This is a genomic window from Caloramator fervidus, from assembly GCF_900108045.1.
GTDB classification, from domain to species: domain Bacteria; phylum Bacillota; class Clostridia; order Clostridiales; family Caloramatoraceae; genus Caloramator; species Caloramator fervidus.
The window spans coordinates 25,518-41,644 of sequence record NZ_FNUK01000010.1; the positions used below are offsets into that span (position 1 = coordinate 25,518).

21 protein-coding genes and 1 CRISPR repeat array (1 of these 22 only partly in view) are annotated in these 16,127 nt (G+C 31.3%); all 21 genes read left to right on the plus strand.

Annotated features, from left to right (window positions below):
• Positions 1 to 403: direct repeats of the CRISPR family, unit length 29 nt; unit sequence GTTTTATATGGACTATGTGGGATGTAAAT (it extends 1,018 nt beyond the left edge of the window).
• Between the two features lie 433 nt (positions 404 to 836).
• The 21 genes from hypF (at position 837) to deoC (ending at position 16,048) form a co-directional block, all read left to right on the plus strand.
• Positions 837 to 3,077: a carbamoyltransferase HypF gene (gene hypF, locus C4R78_RS04680; protein WP_103895937.1), complete on the plus strand. Its 2,241-nt coding sequence runs from the start codon at positions 837 to 839 to the stop codon at positions 3,075 to 3,077.
• Positions 3,068 to 3,301, plus strand: a complete 234-nt coding sequence (locus C4R78_RS04685) for a HypC/HybG/HupF family hydrogenase formation chaperone (RefSeq protein ID WP_103895938.1) — start codon at positions 3,068 to 3,070, stop codon at positions 3,299 to 3,301. The genes hypF and C4R78_RS04685 overlap by 10 nt, the downstream gene beginning before the upstream one ends.
• Positions 3,276 to 4,361 carry a hydrogenase formation protein HypD gene (gene hypD, locus C4R78_RS04690; RefSeq protein ID WP_103895939.1) on the plus strand — a complete coding sequence of 362 codons (1,086 nt, stop codon included), beginning with the start codon at positions 3,276 to 3,278 and terminating at the stop codon, positions 4,359 to 4,361. Before C4R78_RS04685 ends, hypD begins: the two co-directional genes overlap by 26 nt.
• Before the next feature lie 9 nt (positions 4,362 to 4,370).
• Positions 4,371 to 5,372, plus strand: a complete 1,002-nt coding sequence (hypE, locus tag C4R78_RS04695; protein ID WP_103895940.1) for a hydrogenase expression/formation protein HypE — start codon at positions 4,371 to 4,373, stop codon at positions 5,370 to 5,372.
• 13 nt (positions 5,373 to 5,385) lie between these two features.
• Entirely contained in the window at positions 5,386 to 5,775 is a 390-nt protein-coding gene (locus C4R78_RS04700; RefSeq protein ID WP_103895941.1) for an NADH-quinone oxidoreductase subunit C, read from the plus strand.
• A 4-nt stretch (positions 5,776 to 5,779) separates the two neighbouring features.
• Entirely contained in the window at positions 5,780 to 6,862 is a 1,083-nt protein-coding gene (locus C4R78_RS04705) for a hydrogenase large subunit (protein WP_103895942.1), read from the plus strand.
• Positions 6,863 to 6,869: 7 nt separating this feature from the next.
• Positions 6,870 to 7,211: a hydrogenase maturation nickel metallochaperone HypA gene (hypA, locus tag C4R78_RS04710; RefSeq protein WP_103895943.1), complete on the plus strand. Its 342-nt coding sequence runs from the start codon at positions 6,870 to 6,872 to the stop codon at positions 7,209 to 7,211.
• Positions 7,211 to 7,870, plus strand: coding sequence for a hydrogenase nickel incorporation protein HypB (gene hypB, locus C4R78_RS04715; RefSeq protein ID WP_103895944.1), 660 nt, complete (start codon positions 7,211 to 7,213; stop codon positions 7,868 to 7,870). Before hypA ends, hypB begins: the two co-directional genes overlap by 1 nt.
• A 12-nt stretch (positions 7,871 to 7,882) precedes the next feature.
• Positions 7,883 to 8,398, plus strand: a complete 516-nt coding sequence (locus C4R78_RS04720) for a Na+/H+ antiporter subunit E (protein WP_103895945.1) — start codon at positions 7,883 to 7,885, stop codon at positions 8,396 to 8,398.
• Positions 8,395 to 8,649 (plus strand): MrpF/PhaF family protein, encoded by a 255-nt coding sequence (locus tag C4R78_RS04725; RefSeq protein ID WP_103895946.1) that lies wholly within the window; start codon positions 8,395 to 8,397, stop codon positions 8,647 to 8,649. Before C4R78_RS04720 ends, C4R78_RS04725 begins: the two co-directional genes overlap by 4 nt.
• Positions 8,646 to 8,987 (plus strand): monovalent cation/H(+) antiporter subunit G, encoded by a 342-nt coding sequence (gene mnhG / locus C4R78_RS04730; protein WP_103895947.1) that lies wholly within the window; start codon positions 8,646 to 8,648, stop codon positions 8,985 to 8,987. Before C4R78_RS04725 ends, mnhG begins: the two co-directional genes overlap by 4 nt.
• Positions 8,980 to 9,231, plus strand: a complete 252-nt coding sequence (locus C4R78_RS04735; RefSeq protein WP_103895948.1) for a hydrogenase subunit MbhD domain-containing protein — start codon at positions 8,980 to 8,982, stop codon at positions 9,229 to 9,231. The genes mnhG and C4R78_RS04735 overlap by 8 nt, the downstream gene beginning before the upstream one ends.
• A complete protein-coding gene (locus C4R78_RS04740; RefSeq protein ID WP_103895949.1) occupies positions 9,228 to 9,572 on the plus strand; it encodes a hypothetical protein in 345 nt (114 codons plus the stop codon). Before C4R78_RS04735 ends, C4R78_RS04740 begins: the two co-directional genes overlap by 4 nt.
• Positions 9,562 to 10,014 carry an MnhB domain-containing protein gene (locus C4R78_RS04745; protein ID WP_103895950.1) on the plus strand — a complete coding sequence of 151 codons (453 nt, stop codon included), beginning with the start codon at positions 9,562 to 9,564 and terminating at the stop codon, positions 10,012 to 10,014. Before C4R78_RS04740 ends, C4R78_RS04745 begins: the two co-directional genes overlap by 11 nt.
• A gap of 15 nt (positions 10,015 to 10,029) precedes the next feature.
• Entirely contained in the window at positions 10,030 to 10,380 is a 351-nt protein-coding gene (locus C4R78_RS04750) for a sodium:proton antiporter (RefSeq protein ID WP_103895951.1), read from the plus strand.
• A complete protein-coding gene (locus C4R78_RS04755) occupies positions 10,380 to 12,269 on the plus strand; it encodes a proton-conducting transporter transmembrane domain-containing protein (RefSeq protein ID WP_103895952.1) in 1,890 nt (629 codons plus the stop codon). The genes C4R78_RS04750 and C4R78_RS04755 overlap by 1 nt, the downstream gene beginning before the upstream one ends.
• A 13-nt stretch (positions 12,270 to 12,282) precedes the next feature.
• A complete protein-coding gene (locus C4R78_RS04760; RefSeq protein ID WP_103895953.1) occupies positions 12,283 to 13,245 on the plus strand; it encodes a respiratory chain complex I subunit 1 family protein in 963 nt (320 codons plus the stop codon).
• Between the two features lie 6 nt (positions 13,246 to 13,251).
• Positions 13,252 to 13,704: an NADH-quinone oxidoreductase subunit B family protein gene (locus tag C4R78_RS04765; RefSeq protein ID WP_479722863.1), complete on the plus strand. Its 453-nt coding sequence runs from the start codon at positions 13,252 to 13,254 to the stop codon at positions 13,702 to 13,704.
• Positions 13,701 to 14,132 (plus strand): 4Fe-4S binding protein, encoded by a 432-nt coding sequence (locus C4R78_RS04770; protein ID WP_103895955.1) that lies wholly within the window; start codon positions 13,701 to 13,703, stop codon positions 14,130 to 14,132. The genes C4R78_RS04765 and C4R78_RS04770 overlap by 4 nt, the downstream gene beginning before the upstream one ends.
• Positions 14,133 to 14,232: 100 nt before the next feature.
• Complete coding sequence (gene orr, locus C4R78_RS04775) at positions 14,233 to 15,297, plus strand: ornithine racemase Orr (RefSeq protein ID WP_103895956.1); 1,065 nt, start codon at positions 14,233 to 14,235, stop codon at positions 15,295 to 15,297.
• 73 nt (positions 15,298 to 15,370) lie between these two features.
• On the plus strand, positions 15,371 to 16,048 hold the full coding sequence (deoC, locus tag C4R78_RS04780) for a deoxyribose-phosphate aldolase (RefSeq protein WP_103895957.1): 678 nt from the start codon (positions 15,371 to 15,373) through the stop codon (positions 16,046 to 16,048).
• Positions 16,049 to 16,127: the final 79 nt, after the last annotated feature.

Here is a 16,127-nt window from a genome sequence, read left to right on the forward strand (position 1 = left end):
GTAAATTGTCATATGTTGCTCTATGTGGCATAGGCTGGGTGGAAAGTTTTATATGGACTATGTGGGATGTAAATCAGTTTTGACATATTGAACACCCATTTGTAATTATTTGTTTTATATGGACTATGTGGGATGTAAATCACCCTCGCAATCGATTAAATCGTTTGGTGTGCATCGTGTTTTATATGGACTATGTGGGATGTAAATTTATGTGATTGTAGCAACGGTAACTATGAACCATATAAGTTTTATATGGACTATGTGGGATGTAAATGCTGAAACATTCTATATCGAAGGTTGGAGTTGTGAGTTTTATATGGACTATGTGGGATGTAAATCTATTATCTTATTTTTAATTTTTCTTATATCTCTTGGTTTTATATGGACTATGTGGGATGTAAATTTAATTAATAAAAAGGAGGAGATGTGTATGTTATTTAGTTTAATTTGTTATATAAAAAAAGTTATTTCACAAAGTTAAATAAAATAAAATAAAAACCTCCTAAAAAGGGTATAAGTTTTATATGGACTATGTGGGATGTATAATAAAAATGACGATGTATTATAAATGATAGGTATGGGGTTATCTATAAAAGAGAAATTATAATAGAGAAAGTTTAATTTAATAATAAGATGTTTAGCTTATTTTATATTCAAACTTTAAGAAATAGTTGGTCATTCTAAGATTTATATAATTTGAGGATATTTTAAGTTTATTTTTGTGTATTTAAAATTTAATAAATTTGTGTTATACTAATTAATGATAGTTTTTTAGCTTAATTGTAGGAACTGTTATATAAAACAAGTAAAGACTGTTTTACACAGGTGATAATCATATGCAAAGAGCATTTATTAAAGTAAATGGTATTGTTCAAGGGGTAGGATTTAGACCATTTGTAAATAAGTTGGTTGAAAAATATTGTTTAAATGGATGGATTAAAAATACTTCTTTTGGTGTAGAAATGGAAGTTGAAGGTGATGAAGAAAATTTAAAGGCTTTTGTACACGATATTAAAAATAATCCGCCAAAACTTGCATATATAGAAAACCTTGAAACAGAATTTTTTCAAGATTTGAAATATTACAAAGAATTTAATATTATAAAAAGTGAGGAATATAATAATAAATTTACTTTTATATCTCCTGATGTGGGGATATGTGAGGATTGTCTTAGAGAATTGTTTGATGAAAATGATAAAAGATATCAATATCCTTTTATAAATTGTACTAACTGTGGACCTAGGTTTACAATTATTAAAGATGTACCATATGATAGAGAAAAGACTACAATGAATCAATTTAAAATGTGTGAAGATTGTTTAAGGGAATATAGAGATATTAAAGATAGAAGATATCATGCTCAGCCTAATTGTTGTCCTGAGTGTGGACCACATCTTTGGTTTATAGATGAAAAAGGAAATATATTTAAAAATGCTATTGATAAAGCTATTGAATACATAAAAGATGGGAAAATTGTTGCTATTAAAGGAATAGGTGGTTTTCATATAGCATGTGATGCTAAAAATAGAAATGCTGTTGAGAAGTTAAGAAAAAGAAAGGGTAGAGATGAAAAGCCTTTTGCTTTGATGATGAAGGATGTTGATGTGGTTAAATATTATTGTTATGCAGATGAAGATGAAATAGAAATTTTAAATAGCTATAAAAGGCCTATTGTTCTTCTTAGAAAGAAGAATAATTTGTTTGATCATATTTCAGAAAATGATTCACTGGGGGTAATGCTTCCTTATACTCCACTTCATTATATTATTATGCAATATTTTGATGTTTTAGTCATGACAAGTGGAAATCCTCATGATGTTCCTATATCATATGTTAATGATGAGGCTTTAATTTTTTTAAAGGATATAGTTGATGGTTTTTTGATGCATGATAGGGATATATATGTGCGATGTGATGATTCAATAGTTAAAGTTTTCGAAGGAAGGGAATATTTTATAAGAAGATCGAGAGGGTATGTTCCTTTTCCTTTAAAGGTTAATATAGAGTCTAATATTTTAGCATGTGGAGCAGAGCAAAAAGGTTCCTTTGCGCTTAGTAAAAATGGTTTTGTTTTTTTAAGTCAGCATATAGGGGAACTAAGAAATATTGAAACATATAAACATTTTGAAGAACAGATAGAGCATTTTAAAAAGTTATTTGATATAAAGCCTGAAAAAATAGTTTGTGATATGCATCCTGATTATATGTCAACTCATTATGCTTCTAAAGTTAGTAAAGGACTTGATATTCCACTTTATAAGGTTCAACATCATCATGCCCATATGGCATCTTGTATGGTGGATAATAATATAGAAGGTCCTGTGATAGGTGTTGTTTGGGATGGAACTGGATTTGGACTTGATGGCAATATATGGGGTGGAGAATTTTTGGTTGGTGATTATAAGGAGTTTAAAAGAGTTGCTACCATTAGGAGTATTAAACTGCCTGGTATGGATAAGGCCGTAAAAGAAGTTTATAGGATAAAGTATTCTATTTTAAAGGATATTTTTGGAGGTATTCCTGAAAAATTTATAAAAACTGATGATGCTAATATTATAAATTTAATGCTTGATAAAAATATAAACGTAGCAACTTCGACTAGTATAGGAAGATTATTTGACGGTGTGGCTAGTATACTTGGCATTAAAGATAGAGTAACCTATGAAGGACAAGCAGCAGTGCTTTTAGAATCCATAGCTAAAGAGAGTGATTTGGTTTATAAATATGATATTATAAATGGTGACATTATGATTTTAGACTGGAAACCAATGATAGAAAATATTGTAGAGGATTTAAGCTTTAGGGATGTCTCATTTATTGCAGCGGGTTTTATGAATACATTAGTAAAGGCGTCTTTAGATATAATAGATAATCTAAGAAGAATCTATGGGATAAATTGTGTGGTTGTTTCTGGAGGAGTGTTTCAAAATATTTATCTTTTAAAAAGAATGGTAGCAGGACTTAGAAATAAGGGATTTGATGTATATACTCATAAAAGAGTTTCTACTAATGATGAAGGAATAGCTTTAGGGCAACTAGCTGTTGTTGCAAATGGAGGAGGATTTTTATGTGTTTAGCGGTTCCATTAAGGATAGTAGAGATAAATGGCAATGAAGCTTTAGCTGAACTTGATGGGGTTAAAATGAAGGTTAGAATAGATCTTATTAAAGATTTAAAAGTAGGTGATTATGTTTATGTTCATGCAGGATTTGCTATAAATAAGTTGGATGAGAAATTAGCCAAAGAGAATATAGAACTTATTAAGGAGGTTGCAAATGCAGCTAAAGTTCAAAGATTATAAAGCTATTTTGGATATTGTGGAATTTATAAAAAACTATAATAAAAAAAATATTAAAATAATGGAGATTTGCGGAACGCATACCATGTCAATTGCCAAAAGTGGTATAAGGTCTATTCTTCCAAATAATATAAAACTTATATCTGGGCCTGGATGTCCGGTGTGTGTAACAGCTATAACTAGAATAGATGAAATATTATCCTTAGTTCAAAATAAGGATATTATAATTACTACTTTTGGAGATATGCTTAAAGTTCCAGGAAGCGTAGATAGAATGAGTTTATCTACATTAAAGTCTATGGGGGCAAAAGTTGAAATTGTTTATTCAGCTATGGATGCTTTAACTATTGCAGAAAAAAATCCTGATTATGAGGTAGTATTTTTAGGAATAGGATTTGAAACAACTGCGCCAGGCACGGCTATTGCTATAAAAGAAGCAAAGGCTAAAAATATAAAAAACTTTTCTGTATTTTCATTACACAAGTTTGTTGAGCCAGCCCTTAGAGCTTTGTTAAATTCTGATGATTTTGATGTAGATGCTTTTATTTGTCCCGGGCATGTTTCTGCTATATTAGGAATAAAAGGATTTGAATTTTTGGCAAAAGAATACAAAAAACCTTCTGTTATTACAGGTTTTGAGCCTGAAGATATAATTGTGGCTATTTATAAGATAATAATGCAGTTTGAAAAGAATTTTGCTATAATAGAAAATGAATACTTAAGAGTAGTAACTTATGAAGGAAATAAAATTGCTCAAGATGTAATGAATGAAGTATTTGAACCTGTTGATGATATTTGGAGGGGAATAGGGCTTATACCTCAAAGTGGAATGGGAATTAGAGATTGTTATTCAGAATATGATACTGTTAAAAAGTTTAACATAAAGCTAGATTATCAAGAAAAAACTACTGCATGTAAATGTGGAGAAGTTATAAAGGGTATGATGGAACCTAATGAGTGTCCGTTGTTTGCAAAGATTTGTTCACCAGAAAATCCTGTAGGACCTTGTATGGTATCAAGTGAAGGAGCATGTGCTGCTTACTATAAGTATTTAAGAGTATGAGGTGGGTTTATGAACGATATAATTACATTAGATTTCGGTAGTGGAGGAAAAAAAACATCACAGTTAATAGAAGAAATTATACTTCCAGCTTTTAATAATGATATTTTAAATAGTTTGATGGATGGGGCTATTTTAAATGGTCATAAGAAAATCGTTTTTTCTACAGATAGTTTTGTAATTTCTCCTTATTTTTTCCCAGGTGGAGATATAGGGAAGTTGGCAGTTTGTGGAACAATAAATGATATATTAATGTGTGGGGCAATACCTAAATATTTGAGTTTAAGCTTTATTTTAGAAGAAGGTTTTAAAATAGAAGATTTAAAGGTTATTGTAAATTCTATAAAGGAAACGGCAGAAGTTTGTAATGTAAAAATTGTAACTGGAGATACTAAAGTTGTTGAAAAAGGAAAAGGAGATGGAATATATATAAACACTTCTGGTATAGGTTTTTTAGAAGTTGAATCCTATGGAAAGGATAAAATAGAAGATGGAGATGTTGTTATTGTAACCGGTCCTGTTGGGGATCATGGAATAGCTGTTATGTCAGCAAGAAATAATTTTTTTGTGGATTCTAGCATAAAGTCAGATTGTATGCCTTTAATTAATTTAGCAAATATTATTTTTAAGTATGGTGATAAAGTAAAGATAATGAGGGATCCAACAAGGGGAGGTCTTGCAACTACCTTAAATGAATTTGTAGAAAGGACACAATTGTCAATTGAGTTATTTGAGGATAAAATACCTATAAGAAGGGAAGTATTAGCTGCCTGTGAAGTTTTAGGAATTGATCCTTTATATAGTGCAAATGAAGGTAAGATTGTTCTTATAGCAGCAAAAAGTATAGCAGAGGACTTGTTGTCAGATATAAAAAGTTTACCGGAAGGAGAGCAAGCAGCTATAATAGGAAATGTTACCTCTTCTTATCAAGGTGTTGTTGTTTTAAAAACTGGTATTGGTGGATCAAGAATATTAAATAAATTAACAGGGGCACAGCTCCCGAGGATATGTTAATGGAGGTGTTGCAATGCAAAAGTTTAAAAGTATTGAAATTAAAAAAGAAGAAATTGTTCCAATTGCAGAAAAAATGAAAAGTGAAGGAATAAGGCTTTTAATGATTCATGGCTATGTTGATAAGGAAGGAAAAAAGGTAATAAGTTATCAGTATGAAGTTGGAGATACTGTAGAAGCTTACACAGTTAAGGGAGAAGATGTTCTTCCTACGATATCTCACATTTATGATGTTGCAGCATCATGGCCAGAAGAAGAACTTCATGAACTTATTGGAGTAACTTTTGAAGGACTAAAGATGAGAGGTAGATTGTTCTTACCAGATACAATGTTTGAAGGAAAGGGACAAATATTAGTTACTCCATTAAGTGAATTAGTTAAAAAAACTCAAGGGGAAAAGGAGTGATTAGATGAGTTATGTAGTTCCAATAGGACCATATCATCCATCATTAGAAGAGCCAATTCATGCTAAGCTTTATACAGAAGGTGAAATAATAAAAGATGCAGAAGTTTTTATTGGTTACAATCATAGAGGTATAGAAAAATTGGCTCAAGAAAAGAATTTTATTCAAACATTAGTTTTAGTAGAAAGGGTTTGTGGAATTTGTTCCCACTCTCATCCATTTGCTTATGCACAAGCTATAGAGAATATTGCTAATATAGAAGTTCCTAAAAGAGGTCAATACATAAGAGTTATAATGGCTGAACTTGAAAGACTTCATTCACATTATCTATGGCTTGGAATAGCTGCACACTTGGTAGGATATGATAGTTTATTTATGCATATTTGGAATGTAAGGGAAAAGATAATGGATATTCTAGAAGCGATATCAGGTAATAGGGTTAACTATGGCATGATTATTATAGGTGGTTCAAGAAGAGATATTAGTGATGATTTAAGAAGAGATATATTACAAGTTTTAGATGAATTTAAAGTTGAACATGAAAAAATAAAAGAAATAATCTTAAATGATAAAACTCTTGCTATGAGAACAAAGGGCGTTGGAGTTTTACCAAAGGATGTAGCAATTCAAATGGGAACAATAGGTCCTCATGCAAGGGCGTCAGGAGTAAAAGTCGACGTTAGAAAAGATGCTCCATATTCTTCTTATGAAGATTTTGAGTTTGACGTTCCTGTAGTTGAAGATGGAGATGTTTTTGCAAGAGTTGTTATAAGGGCATTAGAAGTAGATGAAAGTATAAAGATTATAAAACAAGCTTTAGAGAATCTTCCAGAAGGTCCTGTGAATTTAGGAATGAAAATTCCAAAGGTTCCAGCAGGAGAATTTACTCAAAGGGTAGAGGCTCCAAGAGGACAGGTAATTTACTATGTTGTAACTGATGGGGGACAGACAAATTATAGATTAAGTATTCATGTCCCAACATTTAAAACAGCTCCAACAGTTCCTTATATGCTAAGAAATAATTCTGTTGCAGATGCAGGACTTATTATAGCAAGTATAGACCCATGTTTCTCATGCTTAGATAGGTAGTGATAATATGCATGAGTTAGCTATAACTGAGGGAATAATTAAAATAGCATCTGAGGTAGCAGAAAAAAATAAAGCTAAGAAGGTTTTAAATATAAAAATAAAATGCGGGGATTTTTCGGGGGTTGTTCCTTCTTTAATTCAAGAGTATTTTGATATAGTTTCTAAAGGAACTATTGTTGAAGGAGCAAAGCTTATTATAGATAGAGTTCCTATTAGAATATACTGCTTTGAGTGTCAAAGCGAGAGTGAGATTCAAAGAAGTCAAATTTGTTGTCCTAAATGTGGTGCATATAAATACAAAATGATAAGTGGCAAAGAATTTTTTGTTGAATCTTTGGAGGTGGAGTAATGGAAATAAAAGTTGTAAAACAAATAATGGGATGGAATGAAGATTGTAGCAATGAAATAAAAAAGGAATTAGATGAGAAGAAAGTTTTTATGATAAATATTATGGGATCTCCAGGTGCTGGAAAAACTAGTGTAATTGTTGAATTGATAAAGGAGCTTTCTAAAGATTATAAGGTTGCTGTTATTGAAGGAGATATAACTGGACAAATAGATGCTGAGAAAATAAGTCAGATGGGTATTCTTGTAGTTCAGTTAAATACAGATGGAGCTTGTCATATTGAAGCTATGTCTATTAAAAATATATTAAATTATTTCAATTTAAATGACATAGATGTGTTATTAATTGAGAATATAGGTAATCTAGTTTGTCCTGCGGAATTTAATTTAGGAGAAGATTTAAAAGTAGCTATTTTAAGCATTCCTGAAGGTGATGATAAGGTTCAGAAATATCCACTTATGTTTTCAGTTGCAAACGTACTTCTTTTAAATAAGTTTGATATGAGGGATTACTTTGAATTTGATGAAGAAAAAGTTATAAAATATGCTAAAGGATTAAATCCAGAGCTTGAGGTTTACAGATTTTCATCAAGAAAGGAATATGACAATAAAGAATTTTTCAATTCAATAAAAGAAAAAATTAAAAATAAACTAACAAGGTAAGGGGGGAAAAGGATGAAAAAAACATCATCAATAATTGCAACATTTATATTGTGCTATTTGTTTTGGATATTGTTTACGCTTACATTTACGGCGCAAGAGCTTATTGCAGGAGCCATAGTATCTTTACTAGTAGCTTTATTTGCAGAAAAGTATTTAATTCATGAAGATGCTTTTCATCTGCTAAAACCAAATGTGTTGCTTAATTTTATTACTTATGTGTTATTTGTATTTCCTGTAGAACTTTGGAAGGCAAATGTTGATGTTGCAAAAAGAGCTTTAAGTCCCAACCTTCCAATTAATCCTGGAATTGTTAAAGTTCCAGTTGACTTACAATCTGAATATGGACTAGCTATGCTTGCAAATTCAATTACATTAACACCTGGAACTATAACAATGGAAATAGTAGAAGAAGATGGACAACATTTCTATTATATTCACTGGATTGACGTTGCAAGCAAAGATCCTAAAGAAGCTGGCAATATAATTAAAGGAAAACTAGAAAATTGGATAAGGAGGATCTGGAAGTGATAGAGTTTGTATATGTTGGAATATTTTATGCTTTATTAGCTCTAATGTTGCTTTACAGAGTTTTAAAAGGACCTAGTGTTGTTGATAGAGCTGTTGCTGCTGATAGTATAGATATTTTAACTGTTGTTGCATTGATTGTATTCTCTATTTTTAGCAATAGAAGTATTTATCTTGATATTGCACTGGTTTTAGCGATTTTAGGTTTCTTAGGAACTGTTCTTATAGCAAGATATTTGGAGGGAAGGTTATGATTGCAAGAATAATTATTGACTTATTTTTACTTCTTGGCTGTTTTTTTGCTTTTGCTGGAGTTGTAGGGCTTATTAGAATGCCAGATTCATTTACTAGAATGCAGTCAAGTACAAATATTGCAACTTTAGGAGTTCTTTGGACAGTTTTAGGAGTAGCGATTTATGCTTTTATGAATAATAATATTGCTTTTGGAATAAAGGTAATTTTAATTGGAGTTTTTGTGGTTATTACAAGTGCTATTTCAGGACATGCAATTTTAAGGGGAGCATATAAGCATGGAATAAGGCCAGATAATTTAGTGGTTGATGAATATAGGAGGGATAATCCTGATGAATAGTATAGTAATTTTAAATACTTTGGTAATAATAGGTATATTAATTTCAGCTTTTTTAACGGTAAAATTTGATAATCTTTTATCTTCAATAATAGCTTTATCAATTACTGGATCTTTTGTAGCTCTTGAGTTTATGCTTTTACATGCGCCAGATGTTGCAATAGCAGAAGCAGCAGTTGGAGCTGTTTTATCACCGGTTATATTTATAATAACCCTCAAAAAGGTAAAGGAGGGCAAAGAAGAATGAAAAGATTTGCAATTGCATTTTCACTTGTGGTGTTTTTGCTAATGGGCTCATATGCGATGTATTATTCATCTACTTTAGATAGAACTTACAGCGGAACTAAGCTTTCTGAGGTTTTAAAGCCAGAACAAAACTATGATTTAGAAAAACCAGATGGAGTAGCTAACATAATGATAAGAGAAAACTTAAAAAGAACTAGGGCAGTAAATGCAGTAACAGCAGTTGTGTTTGACTATAGAGGATATGACACTCTTGGAGAGTCCTTCATTCTTTTAACAGCTATTGCAGGTTCTGTGGTTATTTTAAAGAGCAATAAGAAGGGAAGTGACACAAATGTCAAATAATAGAAAAGTTAAGGATGTTATAGTAAAAACTGCGGCTGATCTTTTTACTCCTATAGCTTTAGTTTTAGGATTTTACATCATATTACACGGTCATTTAAGTCCAGGTGGAGGATTCCAAGGAGGGGTTTTAGTAGCATCAGCAGTAATATTAATTTATTTAGGATATGGATACAGTGAGGTTTCAAAAAGATTTAACATGGAATTTATAAAGAAAAATGAAGCTTTAGGTGCTATACTATTTACGGTATTTGGACTTGCGGGTATACTATATGGTTCAGTTTTCTTTACTAACGTTTTTGTAGGTATTGGAAACGTAGGGGATCTTATAAGTTCAGGAACTATTATGTTCATGAATGATTCTGTAGGATATAAGGTTTTAACAGGAGTAGGATTTTTGATTCTTTTAATGATAGGGCTTTTAGCTCCAGATAACGAAAATTAGAAGGGGTGAATAAATTTGATATTAGTAAATTATATTGCTTGTATAATATTAATTGTTTTGGGATTTTATGTTATTTTAACTAAGAAAAATATTTTAAAAATAATAATTGGTATGGGGCTTGTTGATTATGGAATAAATCTTTTGATAATAAGCATAGGTTTTAATCCTGGAGGAACAGCGCCAATATTTACATTTAGTGAACTTAGACCAGAATCTTTCTTTGTTGATCCTGTTCCACAAGCTCTTACGCTAACTTCAATAGTTATAGGTGCCTGTGTTACAGCTATGGCTTTATCGTTAGTTATAAAGATAAAAGAAAAGTATGGAACCCTTGATGCAGACAAGGTAAGGAGGTTGAATGGCTAATGCAACATTATCCTATTTTATCGATTGTTACTCTATTTTTAGGCGCCTTCCTTACGGTTATCTTTGGTAGTAAAAATGAGACTGTAAGAAAGTTTATTGCATTAGTTGCATCATCTATATCATTAATTTTGGTTTTGATGCTTATAAAGCCTGTTATGATAGAAAACAACGTTATTCAATATTGGATGGGTAATTGGAGACCTATTCATGATTGGGCTATTGGTATAGGACTTGAAGTTGACTCTTTAGGCTTGTTCTTTGGGATTATAGCAGTAGTTACTATATTTTTATCAATAGTATTTTCATTTAGATATACTGAAAAGGATTCTGAGACTGATAAGTATTATGTTTTGTTTTTAATGCTTTCTGGTTCAGTTTTAGGTTTAGTATTTACTGGTGACTTATTTAACATGTTTGTTATGATAGAGATAATGACTTTTGCAGCTGTTGGTTTGACTGCATTTAGAAATTATCAAGAAGGTGCTTTAGAAGCCGCTTTAAAGTATTTAGTTTTAGGTTCTATAGGTTCCTCATTGGTTTTAGCGGGAACAATTACTATATATTCTCAAGTTCATACTTTAAATATGGCTCAAATTTCTGCACTTTTGTTTAATAATTTAACTCCTTCAACTTTATTTGCCTTTGCATTGCTTTTAGCCGGATATTCATTAAAAGCTTTTGTAGTTCCTTTCCACCCAGCTGCACCAGATGCATATATGTCAGCTCCATCATCTATATCAATGGCTTTTTCAGGAATGGTAAATAAAGCTGGGGTATATGCTATAATTAGATTGGTTTATGTTTTATATCATGCTATGAGTTTTAAATCAATTCAATTGCTTTTAATAATAATTGGAACAATTACTATGTTTGTTGGTGTTACAATGGCGCTTGCACAAAATGATTTTAAGAGACTACTTGCTTTTCACAGTATATCACAGATTGGTTATGTAATAACTGCCGTTGGTGTATCAACAGCTTTAGGATTAACAGCAGGTTTATATCATGCACTTAACCATACTTTATTTAAAGGATTATTGTTTTTAACTGCAGGTGCAGTATTCTATGCAACTGGAACAACTGATTTAAATAAGCTTGGCGGTTTGGCAAAGAAAATGCCACAGACGGCAGCAGTATTTTTAATTGGTGCTTTTTCAATTAGTGGTTTACCACCATTTAATGGATTTGTTTCAAAATGGCTTGTATATCAAGCAACTTATCAAGCTAATTTAGCACCTGTAACTATAGTTGCCCTTTTAGTTAGTGTAATGACTTTAGCTTCATTTATAAAAGTTGCACAATCAATATTCTTTGGTCAAATGCCAAAAGAGTTTGAGAATGTTAAAGAAGTTCCACTTTCAATGAGAATTCCTATGTGGATAATGGCTATACTTTGTGTTCTAACAGGAATATTCCCTAATTTTGTAACAAAATATCTAATTTCACCAGCAGTTTCAGCTGCGTTAAATGTTGGAAAGTATATTGACATAATGATGGGCAATGGATATGCTGAAAAGATATTGGGAAAACCTGTTGAAATACCAGCTGTTGATTATGTGCTTGCAGGTTATTGGAATCCTGTTGCATGGTTAGTTCTATTTGCATTACTCTTATTAGCAGTAACTATAGTTGCTGTTGCAGGCGGATTTAATACAGCATCATTACCAGTAGATGGTGATGATTCAAAATATGAGGTATTCTTTGGTGGAGAAGCAAACGAATACTCTCATGTTAAAGGTAATGACCTATTCTGGGGATTAAAATATGATTTAAGGCACTACTTTGGATTTATGCATGATGCTCATAGCGGTATAATTAATGATTATGCTTTATGGGCTATATTTACAACGACTATATTCATAGTATACATTTTCTTACTTGTTCCATAAGGAGGGACCGGATTTGGTAGTTTTAAGTTATTTGTTTTATGTATTAGTTTTTCCAGGTTTGTTGTTTTCAACAATTGTTGGTCTTATTTTATCAGGTATAGATAGAAAAGTTGTAGCTAGGATGCAAAAAAGAATAGGACCACCAATTATCCAGCCATTTTATGATTTCTTTAAGCTTTTAGGCAAAGAGACAATTGTTCCAAGAACTGCCTCAAGAAAAACTTTCTTATATGCACCAGTTATAGGGTTATTAGCTTTAGTTACAGTTGCATTATTTATTCCAATGTTTAAATTTACAGCAATTTCAACGGTTGCTGATATAATCGTTATAATTTATCTTTTAACAATTCCTGCTGTTGCTTTAATAATAGGTGGAGCTGCATCAGGTTCCCCATATGCAGGAGTTGGAATTTCCAGGGAAATGGTAGCTATAATCTCCTATGAACTTCCTTTAGTGATTGTTCTTTTAACAATAGGTAAAAAAGTAGGCATGGCTTTAAATAATGGAGCTATAACATTTTCTCTTTCACAAATAGTAAATTACCAAGCTCAATATGGACCTATGATAACTAAATGGAGTTTAATTCCTGCAGCAATAGCTTTACTTTTAATCATTCCTATAAAAGTTGGTAGCGTTCCTTTTGATATTGCAGAAGCTGAAACTGAGATATGTGAAGGTCCTCTAGTAGAATATAGTGGAGTACCTCTTGCTATATTCAAATTAAATCATGCTATAAAAATGTTTATAATGACATCATTATTTGTAACGTTATTTTTAAGTGGTAAAGGAACAGGAATACTAATAGTAGATATATTGTTGCAAGTTATTTTAAGTGCTATAGTTGTTATAGTATCTATTTCCACATTAAAAGCTATTACTGCAAGATTAAAAGTAGAACAAGTATTAAAATTTTTCTGGACGTATCCAACTGCATTGGCATTATTAAGCTTAATACTTGTGTGGATGGGTTTTTAATAGGAGGTGTTACTTTTGCTTAAAGAACTAATTGCTAAAAGTTTTGAAAAGTCCCCATGGTTATTTCATTTAAATACAGGTTCATGTAATGGTTGTGATATTGAGATAGTATCGGTTATAACTCCAAGATATGATGCAGAAAGAATGGGATTTAAGCTTACGGGAACACCTAGACATGCTGATATAGTTTTAGTTACGGGACCTATAACTTCTCAGTCAAAGGATAGACTTATAAGAACATTGGCACAAGTTCCTGATCCTAAAGTTGTGGTAGCTATAGGTTCATGTCCAAGATCAACAAATGTATTTAATGGTAGCTATTCAGTTGAAGGACCATTAGATAAATATGTTCCTATTGATGTTTCAGTTGCAGGTTGTCCTCCTAAACCTGAAGCTATAATTGATGGCCTTGCTAAGGCAATTGAAATACTTAAAGAAAAAAGGAGGGCAATGAAATGAAATTCCCTTATTTAAAGGAAGCTATAAAGTCTGCTTTTAAAAAACCCAGCACTGAACCATATCCTAAGGTGAATAAAGAAGCTCCAGAAGGATATAGAGGTAAGATTAAATATTATCCTGAAAAGTGTGTAAATTGTGGTTTATGTATAAGAGTTTGTGCACCTGGCTGTATAACAAGAACCATCGAAAAAGTGGAAGAAGGAGATAAAGTAACTTTCACTTTTTATCAAGGGCAATGTACGTTCTGCTCACTTTGTGCAGATTTTTGCCCAAGAGGAGCAATAGAGTTAACTAAGGATTATCATCTTGCAGTAACAGATCCTAAGGATTTAATAGTTTCAGGAACATTTATAAAAAAGGCTCCACCAAAGCCACCTGTTCAACCTCAAAACCAACCTGCAGCTAAAAATCAAGAAAGTAATGCGTAAAAGTCCTAAGGTTTTCCTTAGGACTTTTATATTTGAGAAGGAATTTATATTGTGATGGTAGAATATACTTTTATAATAAATAAGTCTTGGGGGTGGGGTTATGGGTTATCCTATGATTGAGATTGATAGTCATAAAATAAAGGAAAATACAAAAATAATGGTAAAAGAATGTCATGATAGAGGGATACAAGTTGCAGGGGTTACTAAAATTTTTGCTGGTAATACTAAAATAGTAAAGGCTCTTATTGAAGGTGGAGTAGATATGCTTGCAGATTCTAGGATTGAAAATTTAATAAGATATAAAAATTTTGATATTCCCAAAATGCTTATTAGAATACCAATGAAAAGTCAAGCTAAAACTATTGTAAAATATTCTGATATGGCTTTAGTATCTGAAATTGAAACTATATACGAATTAAATAAATATGCAAAACTTGAAAATAAAATTTATAAAATTATCCTTATGATTGATGTAGGAGATTTAAGAGAAGGTATTTTTTACAAAAATAGAGAGGAAATTTTAAATACCGTTGAAAAAATATTAGAACTTGATAATATAGAACTTTTTGGCATAGGAACAAATTTATGTTGTTATGGTGGAGTAATTCCTACGAAGGAAAATCTTTTAGAACTTGTAAATATAAAAAAATATTTGGAAGATAAGTTTGGAATAAATATAAGCGTAATTTCTGGTGGTAATTCTGAAAATATTGATATAATGAGAAATGGTGAAATGCCTAAAGAAATAAACCAGCTAAGGCTTGGTGTTGCCTTATCCATGGGGATAGGTTTATTTGATAAACCTGTGGAAGGGTTGTATACTAATACAGCAAAATTATATGCAGAGGTTGTTGAGATTAAGTTTAAACCTTCTGTTCCAATAGGAATTATAGGAGTAGATGCTTTTGGTAGAAAACCTCAATTTGAAGATAAAGGAATTATGAAAAGGGCTATTTGTGCTATTGGTAAACAAGATATTTTTCCAGAATTTTTAATTCCTTGTAATGAAAATATAAAAATATTAGGAGCTAGTAGTGATCATTTAATACTTGATGTAACCAATGTTGAAAAATTACGTGTTGGAGATGCAGTGGAATTTTACCTTACTTATGGAGGATTTCTTGCAGCTATGAATTCCAAATATGTAAAAAAGAAAATAATTTAATTAATATAGACATTTTTAATATTTTAGTATAAAATAGATATGCTGTTTTATATACATACTAAGGAGGGTCTTTATGATTACAAAAGAATATGTAGCATCAATTATCGATCATACTATATTAAAACCAGAGGCTACTGTAGAAGATATTAAAAGAGTATGTGCTGAAGCTAAGGAAAATTCTTTTGCTTCTGTATGTGTAAATCCTTGTCACGTTAAGTTAGTAGCAGAAGAATTAAAGGGAACTAATGTTAAAGTATGCACTGTTATAGGATTCCCATTAGGGGCTACTACTAAAGAAGTTAAAGCTTTTGAGACAGCAAAGGCTATTGAAGATGGAGCTCAAGAAGTTGATATGGTTATTAACATAGGAATGTTAAAGTCTAAAAATTATGATTATGTTAAGGAAGATATAAAAGCTGTTGTTGATGCGGCAAAAGGCAAAGCTTTAGTTAAGGTAATAATTGAAACATGTCTTTTAACAGATGAAGAAAAAGTTATTGCATGTAGATTAGCAAAGGAAGCAGGTGCTGATTTTGTAAAGACATCAACAGGATTTAGTAAATGGGGAGCCAAAGTTGAAGATGTTAAGTTAATGAGAGAAACTGTTGGAGCTGAAATGGGAGTTAAAGCATCTGGTGGAATTCATAGTTTTGAAGATGCAGTTAAAATGATAGAAGCAGGTGCTAATAGAATAGGTGCAAGCTCATCATTAAAAATAATTGGTAAGTCAGGGGAACAACAAGCATATTAATTTTAATATCCTAAAGGATTAATACTAATCCTTTAGGATATTTTTGTTTTATTGTGAATATTATATAATAAGGCTATAA